This is a genomic window from Bacillus sp. CCB-MMP212 (assembly GCF_022748145.1).
Taxonomy (GTDB): Bacteria; Bacillota; Bacilli; order Bacillales; family Bacillaceae_G; genus Bacillus_A; species Bacillus_A cereus.
The window spans coordinates 17329-31891 of record NZ_JALDQE010000011.1 but is presented as its reverse complement, the minus strand read 5'-3'; the positions used below and the strand labels follow the sequence as shown (position 1 = coordinate 31891).

The following is a 14563-nucleotide window of genomic DNA, read 5'->3' as shown; positions in this document are numbered from 1 at the left end:
CATTTGTATACATTTCTAAAAAGTACATAAATGATTGCTTTAGGTTACTATATTCCATTGTAACCGTTCTGCTAAAAATTTTACACCTTTTCTATATTTGCACCTGAGTAATAATAGAAAAAGACAACTACATAGTTGTCTTTTTCTATTAATGATGTCCACCATGATTTCCTGCTTTCGGTTTCCCCATCATCTCTTTATTCATTTCCCATTTATGCTCTGCTAGCTCTTTATACGAAAGAACTTTCCCCTTATAGTTAGATACAAAGCTCTCTGCATCTTTTTTATTTTTAAATGAAATGACATTATAAGCCATCGGTGTCGTTATTGTTTTATCATATACGTAAGTAGCGTCTTCTAACGAAATCCAATCTTTCGAATCATAATCTCGGACAAATTTCTCTTTCGTCTTTTCATCTGAGTTGATCTCCATCCATTTATACATACAACCGATATCATCAAACTTTAACGCTTTTCCATTTTCTAAAATAATTTCTGTTGCAAATTGATTATCTGTTACCCCAATTTGGCAAATATCACATTTATCATGTTTCTCATCAATGGCAACAGCTGCTGTTTCCTTTTTCCCACACCCGACTACTGTAAATACGAAACATAAACATATAGCAAGTACGACATATTTTACTTTCATCAATATTCCTCCCTAGAAACCGTATACTCCACGAAAAGAATACCAAAAGGTTGTGTGAGATTTGTGAAAAAACAATGTGCTTTTTGTAATATAGGAAACAAAAAAAGATGTGTAGTTATTTCTACACATCTCTCATCACTCACAACCTGTAATTAATAAATCATCTTCTAATTTAACTAATAATGTATCCGCACTAATTTCCTGTCCAACTTCTACATTTACCAATCTTATATTTCCACTAATCCCGACTGCAATTTTTTTTAGCTCACCGTCATTTTTTCGGATCATCAGTAATTTTTCCCATTCATATACGTAAGAAGATTCATTAATAAAAATCTCCTCTACTTTTCCTTCATAAGAGCTATAAATCTCTTCTATTCTCGTTTTCATATAACATCTACTCCCTATTTCACACTTCACTATTTTCATCTTATTCTACCATTCTTACGAGGAGTGGCTTACTTTTTAAAAATTCAAATTAACTACCGTGAACAAAATGAACAAAATAAAAATTATGCTTCTAATGATGTTATTTTTCAAATTATTTACCATTTGAATAGATGCTTTTATTATAAATAAAAAACCTTTTTTCTGAATTTTTATTCTATTTTGAAAGCGCAATCATTCTTTTGAGGGGGAAATTACATGTTAGCACTACTTGGATTTGCGATGGTATTTGTCTTTATGTTTTTAATTATGACGAAACGTATGTCAGCACTAGTAGCCTTAATATTAATTCCGAGTGTTTTTGCAGTAATTGGCGGATTCTATGCCAATATGGGGCCTATGATGTTAGAGGGGATTCAAAAATTAGCACCTACTGGTATTATGCTTATGTTCGCTATTTTATATTTTGGGATTATGATTGATAGCGGTTTATTTGATCCTGTCATTAGTAAGATTTTAAAATTTGTAAAAGGAGATCCTTTAAAAATCGTTGTCGGAACGGCTATATTGACTATTATCGTTTCTCTAGATGGTGATGGTACAACAACATACATGATTACAGTTTCCGCAATGTATCCACTATATAAGCGCCTTGGAATGAACCCCCTCATATTAGCTGGAGTTGTTATGTTAGGGGCGGGGGTAACAAATCTTACACCTTGGGGTGGACCCACAGCTCGTGTTATGAGCGCACTTGGACTTGAGGCTTCCGAATTATTTACACCTCTTATTCCAGGAATGATTGCTGGTGCAATTTGGGTTGTTTTCGTTGCCTACTATCTTGGAAAAAAAGAAAGAAAACGTTTAGGAATTATGGATGTACAGTATTTAAAACAAATGCAAACAATGGATGAGCAAGCTGCAACTGTCGAAGCAGCAGTGCATAAACGCCCTAAACTTCTATGGATTAACTTTTTATTAACCGCTGCATTACTTGTCTGTCTCATACTAGAAGTTATGCCATTACCTGTTTTATTTACAGTCGCTTTTGCTATCGCTGTTATGATTAACTATCCAAACTTAGAGCAACAGAAAGAACGTATTGCTTCTCATGCTGGGAATGTATTAGCAGTTGTTTCTCTCGTATTTGCTGCCGGTATTTTCACTGGTATTTTATCTGGAACAAAAATGGTAGATGCAATGGCTAACAGTGTAGTAACTCTTATACCAGATGCACTTGGACCACAATTGCCAATTATTACAGCACTTCTCAGTATGCCATTCACATTTTTCATGTCTAATGATGCATTTTACTTCGGGGTATTACCTATTTTGACGAAAGCTGCTGCTACTTACGGAATTAGTGCAGCTGAAATGGGACGTGCTTCCTTACTTGGGCAACCCGTTCACTTATTAAGTCCTCTTGTCGCTTCCACTTATTTATTGGTCGGAATGGCAAAAGTTGATTTCGGTGAACATCAACGCTTCACTTTATTGTGGGCCGTTGGAACGACAATGGTTATGTTAATTACCGGAATTGTAATTGGGATTATTCCAATATAAGATGCAAAAAAAACAGTAGAAGGAATAAAATCCTCTACTGTTTTTTATTATGAAGAAACAAGAAAATAACGTCTCTCGGGTCTCCCAACACTTCCATATATTAGCTCTGCGTGGACTTTCTTCCCAGATATCAAATACTCTAAATAACGCCTTGCAGTTGATCGGCTTACGCCTACCATTGAACTTAGCACCTCTGCTGTAATCCCTTCTTCATTAACTGTTAACATATGCTTTTTTATTTTCGCTAAAGTTAAAGGATCTATCCCTTTCGGGGCATATTCTATTTGATCTCCCTTCACGCCTCTTTGAGACCATAAATATTCAATTTGCTCCGTAGATAATTGATTATTTTTCTTTAACTGTATAATCTTTTTTTGATAGCCTTCCAGACTTGCTTTAAATCGGTCAAACATTAGTGGCTTTACGATATAATCTGTTACTCCGCCCCGCAGGGCGTGCCTCACTACATCTGTTTCCGATGCCGCTGTAATCATAATAATATCTGTATCGTGCAAATGATGCCTAATATATGTGACAAGTTCCGTTCCTTGCATATCAGGTAAGTACACATCTAATAAAACAAGCTGTGGCTTCACAAGCTCTAGCCATTCTTTCGCTTGTTCTCCAGTCGTTGCCGTTCCAATTACTTTAAATCCCTCAATTTTCTCAGTAAAACGACGATAAATGTCAGCAATCCGAATATCATCTTCTACAATTAATACTTCAATCTCCTCACCCATTACTATTCGCCTCTCTCTTTCGGTAGTGCAATAATAAATAACGCACCACCTAAATCCCCTTTTTCAATTGCAATACTTCCATTTAAATCTTCTACTAACTCTTTCACTTTTGCTAATCCATATCCTCGCTCTCCTCCTTCTTTCGTCGAAAAGCCTTTATAGAATATGCTAATAATTATTTCATCATGAATCCCTTGCCCTGAATCTTCCACTTCAATTAATATTTCTTCTCCAATATCAGTTACAAACATCCTTACTTTCTTATCATTCTCTTCATTTTTTTCAATTGCTTCAAATGCATTCGTAATTAAATTTCCTAAAATAGAAACGACATAATTACTCTCAATATGTGGACTTAATTTTTCTAAACCACTTTCTCTATCTAGCATAAAATCAATCTTCAACTCTCGTGCTCTATTATAAAATCCAATTAAAATTCCACCTAACCATGGATTTTGAATCCGCTTCATAATAAATTGAACAAAATCTTGATATACCGCTGTTTCCTTATGAATAAGCTCTAAAGCATCTTCGTATGATTCTAATTGAATAAGACCTGAAAGCGTATACAATAAATTGTTATATTCGTGCGCTTGCGCTCGTAATGCCTCTGTATATTGCTTCGTCTGAGATAATTCTGCTGTTAACTGATCCATTTCAGATTTCAAACGTAAGCTCGATACAACGCCAGTTACTTTATTCTTTACTTTAATAGGTAGACGGTTCGCAATAACAGCCTGTCCTTTTATATTTAATTGGCGATCAAACTGTTCTTCACCAGTTTGAAGTACATCTAGTATCGTTGAATTAGGAATTACATTTAAAATAAATTCTCCAATAATATTTTGTTGTTTATCTAGCGAAAGAATATCATAAGCTGCTTGATTGACTAAACTAATCATGCCATTTTTATCGATTACAATAATCCCTTCACGTACAGATTGAATCACTGTACTATGCTCTTCATATAAAGATGAAATTTCTTCTGGTTCCATCCCGAACATCATTCTTTTTATACTTGCCGCTAAATATATAGAGCCGATTACTCCAATTAATAGCCCTATTATTGTAATCCAAAATACACGCTTTCCATACACTTCTACCGCTCCATGAATATCAGCCATTGAAAATCCAACAGACACCACACCAATGATTTCATTTTCCTGATTACGGATTGGAACTTTTCCGCGTAATGAAGGGCCTAATGATCCAGTTGCTTTCGAAACATATGATTTTCCTTCTAGTAAAACGCCTTTATTATCTCCGCCAACCATTTTTTCTCCTATTTTATCTCGCTCAGGATGCGCATAACGAATCCCCTCTTTGTTTCCAACTACAATGAAGTCAGCCTCTGTATCCATTCGAATTTTTTCTGCGATTGGCTGAATAATAGAAGCTGGATTTTCTTTTTGAAAAGCTTCCTGAATTTCTGGTATCGCGGCAACTGTTTTCGCAACATGCAAAGCCCGTTTCCCAATTTGCTCTTCTACCGTTTCAGATAATATGTAATAAAATAAATAACTCGTTAGCAGAAGTACCACTAAAATAAGTGTACTAATAGTTAATGTAATTCTCGGTTGGAGTTTTAATTTTTTAAATTTCAAAACCATTCCCCTAACATGATTAAAGATAGAATTTAAAGAAAATACAGTTTTTTATTATCATAACACGGTTACTATATATTTCTTTCTTTTTTATCTTCATAAAAAAAGAAACGAAGCATAAGTACTACTTCGTTTCTTAACAGTTTATTATTATTATTATATTTTAAACTTACCAATCATTTCTTGTAATTCTTCTGCCATTTGTGATAAATGGACTGCTGCTGCATTTATTTCATCTACTGAAGCTAATTGTTCCTCAGAGGAACCAGCAATATTTTGAACACTTGCGGCATTTTCTTCAATCGTAGCTGCAATTTCATTAATAGATGCACTTACTTGTTTTGCATCTACCGTCATTTGTTTTGCTACATCTACCATGCTATCAATTTGTACAACTGTATCATTTGTAGACTTCAATATTTCGACAAAGCTTTGCTTCGTTTCATTTGCAACTACAAGTCCTGATTGTACTTCTGCTCCAACTTGATTCATAGAGCTTACTGTTTCTTTTATATCAAATTGAATCTCTTTCACTAGTTTCCCAATTTCCGTAGAAGACTGTCCTGATTGTTCTGCTAGCTTTCGCACTTCATCTGCTACAATTGCAAATCCTCTTCCTTGTTCTCCAGCTCTCGCAGCCTCAATTGCCGCATTTAACGCTAATAAATTTGTCTGTTCTGCAATATGTTGAATTACTTCAAGGATTGCTCCAATTTGTTTCGACTTATCGTCTAACAAACCAATGATTTTGTCTGATTGTGAAACAGACTCATGAATTAATTGCATTTGATTCACAGTTTGTTCAACTAACTTCCCACCATTTTCAGCTTTTTTCTTCGTATACATAGAGGCTGTAGATACTAATGAAGAACTATCTGCAACACGCTGAATTCCTTCTGTAACTTCTTCTAACAATGTTGCTCCTTCTTCAACTTCTTTCGTTTGTATTTCTGCACCACTTGATACTTGCTCTATAGCCTGTGTAATTTGTTCCGTTGCTTCGCTTGTCTGCTTCATACTAGCTGTTAATTCTTCTGAAGATGCCGCTACATGACTTGCTGAAGTGTTTATATTGGAAATGACACTTTGTAACGATGCAGCCATCTCGTTAAAACTTTCTCCTAGCTGTCCAATTTCATCTTTAGAATGAACTGTAATTGATTCTGTTAAATCACCTTCACTAATCTTCTTCGATGATATGACAAGTTGTTTTAACGGTTTAATAATAGACGCAATTATGAAGTAAATTACAATCCCACCGATTATTAGTGAAATTCCAAGAACAGTTATTGTTTTATAGAAAATAGGTTCAGCCGCTTCGATAATTTCTTTGGAAGGCATAATTCCTGCTATTTTCCATCCAGTTTTCTTATTCGTTTTAAAAGTGATATTGCGATCTTCACCATCTAATGAATAATGAAAATCCCCAGCTTCCTGTTTATACAATTCTTTACTAAGTTTCTCTTCTAATTTCTCTCCTGGCTTCATTTTCGGGTGCGCTACTACATTTTTATCTTGATCAAATATCGCTACATATCCTTCCTTACCGATATTAACCATCTTGGAAGTAGTAACGATATCATTAATGATTAAGTCAATCCCAAGAACTCCACTTTTATCCTCGTTTTGTTTTGCTAGTGTAATAACAATATTTCCTGTCGTTTTTGACTTATATGGAGCAGTTACAATTACTTCTCCGCTTTTCTTCACTGCCTCTTTATACCAATCTCTTTCTGTAGGATTATATCCATCTGGCATCTGAATAGCTGGTGATTGAATGAACTGTCCATTACTAGATCCTGTATAGATTGCTTCCATTTCTGGATGCAGTTTATTGTATTCTTCTAGTTTATTTTGTATGTTTTGAATTTGATCTGCTTGGTAACTTGATTGTGTAAATAATTTCGTAAAATAAGTTGCATCTATTTTTTTACTATCCAATTCCTTATTAATTACATTATCCAAAATTTTTATATTATCTTTCGCCGAGTTTAAAATTGTTTCATTAAAATTCGTCTTCGCCTGTTGATAAGACGTCCAACCAATTACAATACTTGGAAGAATTAAAATAATAATAAATGATACAAGTAACTTTGTTTTTAAACTACTACTCCTTAATTTCCCTTGAAACATACTTCTACCCCTCCATACCGTTTTAAATGTAATTAATTAACATTTAATCTTTCTATAAAAATAATACGATTTAAATGTATCAATGAGACTCTCTATCTTTTTATACATCTAAAGAATTGATACATATCTTTTTCATTCTATATAAATTAAATAATTAAAACAATGTATAAAAATGTATATTATTCGAAATATTATAATTCATAGGAGAACCTCTAGTATTTCACTTACTAGAGGTTCTTTCCACCTTACTATTCTTTATCTACTTCTTTTTTCTCATCTTCTACTACAGATACAACAGGTTTATCGCTTGATAATTGTTGTACCGCTCCTTTTCCTGCAAATCCTTCTAATAGCTCTTTTAAGTCAATGCCAGAAGAAGCTTTTAACGTTTCTTGCATCGTTGCCATTAAATCAGTCGCATAACCCGCAACTTTTCCGGCCCCGCTATTTTTACCACCGCCGCCTGTATCGACAACTGTGATTTTATCAATATTACTAAGCGGACTTGCAAGTTCCTTCGCATAACTTGGAAGCATTTTAAGAACCATATCCATAATTGCCGCTTGACCATATAATTCAAATGCTTCTGCGATTTTTTGTTTTGCTTCTGCTTCTGCTAAACCTTTTAATCTAATAACATCTGCCTCTGCTGTACCTTGTGCTTTTTGTACTTCCGCTTTCGCTTGACCTTGTGCTTTTTCAATTTCCGCCTTCGCTAAACCTTCTACACGTACTTCTTCTGCACGTGCTCTCGCTTCTGCTTCAATCTTATATTGATCCGCATCGGCTTTTTTAATTTGTTTTACTTTTTCTGCTTCCGCTGATTGCTCAACAGCATAGCGATCTGCATCGGCTTTTTTCTTAACTTCTGCATCATATTGCTTTTCACGACGCGCAATCTCTTTTTCTTCTAATTCAATTTGTTTCTCACGCTCAATGATTTTAACGCGCATTTGCTCTTCTGTAACACCTTGTTGTGCTTTCGCTTGTTGTAATTCGTAAGAAAGATCCGCATCTGCACGTGCTTGCTCTTGTTCCCTCTTATAGGACTGTACTTTTAATTCTTTATGTTTTTCAGCTTCAGCGATCTGTGCATCACGTTGATATTCTGCTTCTTTTGCTTCTTTTTCTGCACGTGCTTTTTCAATACGTGCCTCTTTTTCACGCTCTGCGTTCGCAATTGTTGCATCACGCTTAACTGTCGCAATTTGTGGCTGACCAAGCGCATCTAAGTATCCGTTTTTATCCATTATTTCTTTAATTGTGAAGGAAACAATGCGAAGTCCCATCTTCTTTAAATCTGTAGAAGCTACTTCATGTACCTTTTGAGCAAATTGCTCTCTATTACTATACGCATCTTCTACTGTCATAGAAGATAAGATAGCACGGAGATGCCCTTCTAAAACTTCTTTTGCTTCTATTTTTAACTCTTCTGTTTCTTTTCCTAAATATTGTTCAGCTGCCGTGGAAACTTCTTCAATTGTTGATCCCACTTTAATAATAGAAACACCGTTTACTGTGATCGGTACACCTTGTTTCGTATACGTATCACGTGTACCAACTTCTAATTTATAGTTTAATAAGCTTAAAGGCTCTGCTCTTTGCATAATTGGAACTACAAAAGTACCGCCCCCACGAATAATCTTAATCTTCTTTCCATCATCAGTGGTAACTACATTCTTTCCTCCACCAAGCCAGTTCCCTGTAACAATTAACGCTTCATCCGGACCAACCGTACGATACTTCGTAATAAATACTAAAATGAGTAGAATTAAAATTGCGAGTAAAACTCCACCGATAATTAATGGAATCGTCATGTAAATTCCCCCTTATAATTTTGGTTTCTTTAAAGAATAAGCGATGTTTTGTACAAGTAAAACACCATCTTGGACTCCCTCGATAATAACCTCTGTTCCTTGCGAAATATCTTTTTTTCCAACTGTTTTAGCTGGGATTGCATTACTTCCAAATTGGGATGAAATTAATACTTCACCAAATCCTTCTGTAGGAATTGTCGTAATGACTTCTCCTTTGCAACCGATAAATTCATCCATACGTTGTACGGTATTTTGTTCTGCTTCTGCAATCGGCTTTAAAATTAATATTTTCATTATAAATACACCAATAAAGGATATAGCACATGCAGCCCCGAAAATAAGAATGCTATTAAAGGAAAATAAATATTCTCCTATATAACTAAGTCCACATAACATGGCGAAAAAACTAAGTAATAAAGTAACAACGGATACAGATCCGCCCCCAAAACTAAATATCGATTCAAATATATCTCCAAAGAAGATATAAATAACAGTGAGTATAGTAGCAATAATAAATCCATATAAATAAATTGTTTCAAGTGGATAACCAAACAAAGCCATTTCTTATCCCCCTCTCTTAAACAATCCCTTTTTTGTTATGTGTATGCCCCACCTCTTTCAAAGATTATTGTTCTTAATTTTCAGTCATTTACCTTTTAAATAAAAGCCTGTAAGACAGGCCTCTAAAAAAGAACAGGAGAAACCTATTGTGACAGGCTCCTCCTAGAAAATAACCGATATATTATATATCTATATAATATACTATTTTCCACAAAAAGTAAAGTTAAACATACATTGGAAAAGCACTTATTTTACTGACAATTCGTATGTTCCATCGCCATTATCATATTTATATACATACAAGTAATACTTACCTGGTTTTGCATTAAATTTTGCTTCTATATGATTCCCATTAGCTTGACCGTAAGCCGCATAATTTTGCATATCTGATTCATGGTGAAGTACCCATGTCATCCCAATTCCATACTCATTTAAAACAGAAATGTCGATATCTTTCGCTGATGCTACATTAAATGTATAAACATCAGTGTGGTCCCCGCCAATAAGACTACCTTTTATAGTACTATTTAGCCCGATACGATTTGCTTCCTCTGGACGATTATTTGGTTCTGATTCTGTTAAACTTCCATCTTTAATCGTAACAGTTGTTTCGCTTCTGCTCTCTTTTCCCTTATCATCTTTTACTCTTAACGATACTTTATAAGAACCTTCTCTTTCATATACATGTACTGGATTCACTTCTGCACTTGTGCTTCCATCTCCAAATTCCCATAAATAAGAAGCAATTTTTCCATCTTCATCGTTTGAGCCATCACTTTTAAATTGAATTCCCTCTTTTACAAGACCACTATAAGGGCCATTTATATTAACCGTTGGAGCTTTATTTTCTCCATCATCTTTTGCGATTCCATGGAAGACTACATCATATTCAAATTCATTTGAGCTATTCACACGATAATTGACGAAGTATGCTGTAACAGTTTTGTAGCCACTCCATTCTTTTTGCGCCAATTGTTCTAAAGATTCATTTACTCTTTTACTCATCGCTTTCCAATCTTCTGATTCACCTTTTGTGACACTACCTGTATACGTACCTTCTAATGTAAATGTATTAAAGAATTGAGAATTATGTTTTGTCATTTTTGTATCTTTCATAGGCAACGTATCACTAATTTCTTTCTTCACCGCTGCTAACGACTTCGTTGCATGTTCAGCTAAATAATCATCAGCTACTTTTGGTACAGTGTATGTATCTTGCTTATCAATTAACTGCTGCATATACTCTTGATACTCTTTATTTAACTTAGGATCTTTACTTAGATTTTCACGATATGCATCATAATTTTTTACGTCATTCGCACGAATCAAATCTTGAATTTTATCAAATGTTTCAAACTGATGCGTATATAAGTAAGACTGCAATGCGAACGAGTAATTATAGAAATCCCAAGAACCGTATTTAGCAAATAGTGTACGCTCTGCTGTATAACGGCTTGCAGGATCAGATGATAATCCGCTAATTATACTCTTTCTTGGTACAACGTTATTCGTACGAGTAGATCCTGCGAAAAACTCTGCATTTCCTTCTTGGAACCAAGTTAGCCTTTCATTTTGATACATATCTCCTCTTCCAAATAAACCAGGAACTTCATATCTCCCTTGCAGATAATGAGTAAATTCATGACGGAATAACTCTTCTAAACTATAAATACTTTGCTCTGGTGTACGCTCATATGTAAAGAATGTACCTGTCTCTTCAATATAAATTCCACCGTTGTTTGTTTCATATCCATACAATTGTCTATTTAACTGATATTCATCTGGACTATTATAAATTACGATCGTTAATACATCATCCGCATTTCCTGGCTCTAACGCTTTGTCATTTCCAATTACACGGTGATACTGTGCCTTTACTTCCTTCGCAGCCCAATATAGTCTCTTAATTTTTTCTTCTGATACTTTATCTCCTGTTTTGAACACAATTGATCCATCGTCGAATGTGTACGTTTTTGGTAAGTATTGCTCTTTTCCTTCTTTACGTATTTTCTCTAAATCTACTGTATTCCCGCTATAATCTTTACCATTATAATTTGTTGTAATTTGTTCTACTGCAACAAAATACGGTTCACTTAAGCGCGGGTACATATGCATTGCTTGTGTAACAACCTCTAATCCTTTATTCGGATTGCTATGAAATTTCCCTAAACGGCTAGCAAAATAAATGCCATTATTAACGAGCCATTTATTTTCTGGCGTTACTTCATTTAGAAGAGCAATACGATTTATTTCATTAATAAACCCATCTACTTTTCCATACCACATCGTTTCATTCGCTTCTTTACGAGCCTCAGTTAAGTACGACTGTATATCATAGTCAATACCTTGCATAATATCGTATATTGCTTGTCCCTTCATTCGATCATTTACATAAGTAGTATAATTATCATTGTATTGCTTTAAAATATTCGATGCGTATTGAACCGTTTCAACATCGCTTGAAGCATTACTAATTAATTTACCGTATGCAGATACGACTGTATCTTGTTCAACTGTACCAAGCTTAAAGTTTGGATTTTTTGCGATTGCTTTTAAAGCAGGTAAACATTTATCCTGGAAGCTTCTTTCATTTAAGTCGCTTAATTCACTATTATAAAATGCAAGATAAAAAGCTGAACGCAACACTTCAGTAAACGTTTGAATTCCTTTTGAATCATCTTTCGTAAATGAACTACCTCTATGAGCTAATTCATCTATAATGACTTGCATTTTTCCTTTATCTTTATAAAAAGCCTTTGCATCTTCATTAAACTGGAATAAGTCTGTAATTTGGTGCCACTTAATACTGCCTAACGTTTCAACTAATTTTTGATCATTCATTTTGTTTAAATCAGCCATTGAATAGCTTTCTTTAACTTGCTTTACTGCAGTTTTCTTCGTAATAGATGCTGGTCGCTGTGAAAAATCTCCTACTTTTAAACGTTCTTGAAATGATAAAGTTTCATCAACTTTTGAAATATGTCCAACTTCATCTACCGACTTTTCAATTCCAACCGGTTTCGTTTTCAACACGTTATACGGTACTTTTTCTTCCGCTGCTGCATGAGTTTGAAGTGCCCCTAACGATAAAGCCATTGTACTAATGCTAAGCATCACTTTATTGATCTTTGATTTCTTGTTCATATCCTTGCCCCCTATTTTAATATTCCACTCAAGAATTTAACATAAAATCTGGATGTAACAATATAAAATGCAATATTTCATATTATTTCTTCCTATAATTTGTACATATCGTGAACGCATTTCTCTTTACCTCCCTAAAACAAATTACATCCTTTCATGTTACATAAAGGGAATTTTTTGACAATTAAAAACTTAATTGTTATGATTATTATAATTGTTAACTTTATTAAATAAGGGTGGGATTCTATGATAAAAAAAGAAAACAGTGTATTTTATATCTCCTTCTTGCTAACAACATTATTCATTATATGGGGAATTACCCCAGCAAGTTGGATACAAGGCTACGATTTACAAAGTGTTACATCTTCTTTAAACTCATTTATCCTCAATAAATTTGGGTGGTTTTACTCTCTACTTATGACTACAATGATTATTTTGGCTGCTTATTTAGCATTTTCTAAGTACGGTTCTATTCGTCTTGGTAAAGATGGAGAAAAGCCAAAATATAATTATCCATCTTGGCTATCCATGTTGTTTGGGGCAGGAATGGGAATTGGACTCCTCTTTTATGGAATCGCTGAACCGATTTCACATTTTACAGATCCATTAACAGGAAAAGCAGGTACAGAAGAAAGCGCCAAACTCGCTATGCAATATTCATTTTTCCACTGGGGACTCTTTCCGTGGTCACTATACGCAATGGTCGCTTTAACAATTGCATATTTCACATTCCGCAAACAAAAAGGTAGCACTATCGGGGCTACAGTTACTCCATTATTTAATCGATCGAAAAATTCTCGTATCGGAAAAACAGTTGATATTTTAGCTGTTTTAGCCACAGTGTTTGGCATTGTACCATCTGTTGGGATTGGTGCTCAACAAATTGCTGGAGGATTAAGCTATATATTCCCTTCCATTCATAACACTTTACTTACCCAGCTCGTACTTATAGCTATCTTCGCTGTTTTATATTTAACAAGTGCACAAACTGGCTTAGATCGTGGGATTAAATATTTGAGTAACTTGAATTTCTCTCTTGCAGGTATTTTACTCATCTCTTTCTTACTTTTAGGGCCAACCGTATTTATTATGAAATATTTCACATCTACACTCGGTTCTTATATTGGAGCTTTGCCTAGTATGGGATTAAATTTAGGAGCATTTAATGAAAAATCTTCTTCTTGGATTGAAAACTGGACTATTTTCTATTGGGGATGGTGGATTTCTTGGTCTCCATTCGTCGGCACATTTATCGCACGTATTTCTAAAGGGCGTACAATAAAAGAATTTATTTTTGGAGTTGTATTAGTCCCAACTCTTATCTGTACATTTTGGTTTGCAGTATTTGGTGGTACCGCAATTCATATGGAAATGTTCCAATCGCTTGGAATAGCTGATGAAATTGCAAAAAATGGTACAGAGATTGGATTATTTGCTGTTATTTCACATCTACCATTCTCTACATTTTTAACGATTATCGGGTTAATTTTAGTAGCCACATTTTTCGTTACTTCTGCTGATTCAGCAACATTTGTTGTTTCCATGCAAACGAGTAACGGAAGCTTATCACCGAAAAATAGTTTAAAACTTATATGGGGATTAACAATCGCGATCATTGCAGCTCTTTTATTACAAGCTGGAGGATTAAATGCACTACAAATTGCAGCTATAATCGCAGCACTACCATTTTCTATCGTAGTCGTTCTTATGGTTACTTCGCTCTTTAAAGAGCTGCGAAAAGAAGATGTTAATTCGCAAACGAAAGAAGTATCTCAAAAAATAAAAAAAGTTATGTAACAATTGGCACCTCAAATTACTTCTGAATCCGTGATGACTGAGGAAAAAAGTAAATTAATAAAACCCATTCATATGAAATATTATTTTCATACGAATGGGTTTTTCACTCTATTTCTCATACAAAAAGACATCATCATATGCATGTTTCTAATGAAACTGCCATGA

The 14563-nt window shown here is 34.4% G+C and carries 10 protein-coding genes and 1 pseudogene; 2 read left to right on the top strand and 9 right to left on the bottom strand.

The genetic code is table 11. The annotated features are described in order from the left end of the window. Positions 1 to 148: 148 nt before the first annotated feature. A complete protein-coding gene (locus MRP26_RS24300) occupies positions 149 to 652 on the bottom strand; it encodes a nitrous oxide reductase accessory protein NosL (RefSeq protein ID WP_000865665.1) in 504 nt (167 codons plus the stop codon). Positions 653 to 787: 135 nt separating this feature from the next. Beyond that, positions 788 to 1042: a hypothetical protein gene (locus MRP26_RS24295; protein WP_000857376.1), complete on the bottom strand. Its 255-nt coding sequence runs from the start codon at positions 1040 to 1042 to the stop codon at positions 788 to 790. A gap of 255 nt (positions 1043 to 1297) precedes the next feature. Here MRP26_RS24295 and MRP26_RS24290 point away from each other — a divergent pair, with 255 nt between their 5' ends. After that, positions 1298 to 2602, top strand: a complete 1305-nt coding sequence (locus MRP26_RS24290; protein ID WP_197241424.1) for a CitMHS family transporter — start codon at positions 1298 to 1300, stop codon at positions 2600 to 2602. A gap of 47 nt (positions 2603 to 2649) precedes the next feature. Here the strand turns inward: MRP26_RS24290 and MRP26_RS24285 are convergent, their stop codons facing one another. From MRP26_RS24285 to colA, 7 genes and pseudogenes are all read right to left on the bottom strand, one after another. Beyond that, positions 2650 to 3342, bottom strand: coding sequence for a response regulator (locus tag MRP26_RS24285; RefSeq protein WP_242807025.1), 693 nt, complete (start codon positions 3340 to 3342; stop codon positions 2650 to 2652). A 2-nt stretch (positions 3343 to 3344) separates the two neighbouring features. Continuing rightward, entirely contained in the window at positions 3345 to 4952 is a 1608-nt protein-coding gene (locus tag MRP26_RS24280) for an ATP-binding protein (RefSeq protein WP_242807023.1), read from the bottom strand. Positions 4953 to 5102: 150 nt separating this feature from the next. Then, complete coding sequence (locus MRP26_RS31130; RefSeq protein ID WP_369812832.1) at positions 5103 to 5963, bottom strand: methyl-accepting chemotaxis protein; 861 nt, start codon at positions 5961 to 5963, stop codon at positions 5103 to 5105. Positions 5964 to 6044: 81 nt separating this feature from the next. Continuing rightward, positions 6045 to 7079: pseudogene (locus tag MRP26_RS31125) on the bottom strand (HAMP domain-containing protein); the annotation flags it as partial. Between the two features lie 248 nt (positions 7080 to 7327). Further along, on the bottom strand, positions 7328 to 8896 hold the full coding sequence (locus MRP26_RS24270) for a flotillin family protein (protein ID WP_000154998.1): 1569 nt from the start codon (positions 8894 to 8896) through the stop codon (positions 7328 to 7330). Positions 8897 to 8908: 12 nt separating this feature from the next. Continuing rightward, the gene (locus MRP26_RS24265; protein ID WP_053565297.1) at positions 8909 to 9457 is read right to left on the bottom strand and encodes an NfeD family protein; all 549 of its coding nucleotides are present in this window, start codon (positions 9455 to 9457) and stop codon (positions 8909 to 8911) included. Between the two features lie 246 nt (positions 9458 to 9703). Next, positions 9704 to 12601, bottom strand: a complete 2898-nt coding sequence (colA, locus tag MRP26_RS24260; RefSeq protein ID WP_242807021.1) for a collagenase ColA — start codon at positions 12599 to 12601, stop codon at positions 9704 to 9706. Positions 12602 to 12847: 246 nt separating this feature from the next. On the opposite strand from colA, the gene opuD reads away from it, so the two are divergent. Next, the gene (gene opuD / locus MRP26_RS24255) at positions 12848 to 14398 is read left to right on the top strand and encodes a glycine betaine transporter OpuD (RefSeq protein ID WP_053565299.1); all 1551 of its coding nucleotides are present in this window, start codon (positions 12848 to 12850) and stop codon (positions 14396 to 14398) included. The last annotated feature ends 165 nt before the right edge of the window (positions 14399 to 14563 follow it).

Coding starts and splice junctions, on each gene's coding strand:
- MRP26_RS24300 (WP_000865665.1), bottom strand. CDS start 652: ATGAAAGTAAAATATGTCGTACTTGCTATATGTTTATGTTTCGTATTT.
- MRP26_RS24295 (WP_000857376.1), bottom strand. CDS start 1,042: ATGAAAACGAGAATAGAAGAGATTTATAGCTCTTATGAAGGAAAAGTA.
- MRP26_RS24290 (WP_197241424.1), top strand. CDS start 1,298: ATGTTAGCACTACTTGGATTTGCGATGGTATTTGTCTTTATGTTTTTA.
- MRP26_RS24285 (WP_242807025.1), bottom strand. CDS start 3,342: ATGGGTGAGGAGATTGAAGTATTAATTGTAGAAGATGATATTCGGATT.
- MRP26_RS24280 (WP_242807023.1), bottom strand. CDS start 4,952: ATGGTTTTGAAATTTAAAAAATTAAAACTCCAACCGAGAATTACATTA.
- MRP26_RS31130 (WP_369812832.1), bottom strand. CDS start 5,963: ATGAAGCAGACAAGCGAAGCAACGGAACAAATTACACAGGCTATAGAG.
- MRP26_RS24270 (WP_000154998.1), bottom strand. CDS start 8,896: ATGACGATTCCATTAATTATCGGTGGAGTTTTACTCGCAATTTTAATT.
- MRP26_RS24265 (WP_053565297.1), bottom strand. CDS start 9,457: ATGGCTTTGTTTGGTTATCCACTTGAAACAATTTATTTATATGGATTT.
- colA (WP_242807021.1), bottom strand. CDS start 12,601: ATGAACAAGAAATCAAAGATCAATAAAGTGATGCTTAGCATTAGTACA.
- opuD (WP_053565299.1), top strand. CDS start 12,848: ATGATAAAAAAAGAAAACAGTGTATTTTATATCTCCTTCTTGCTAACA.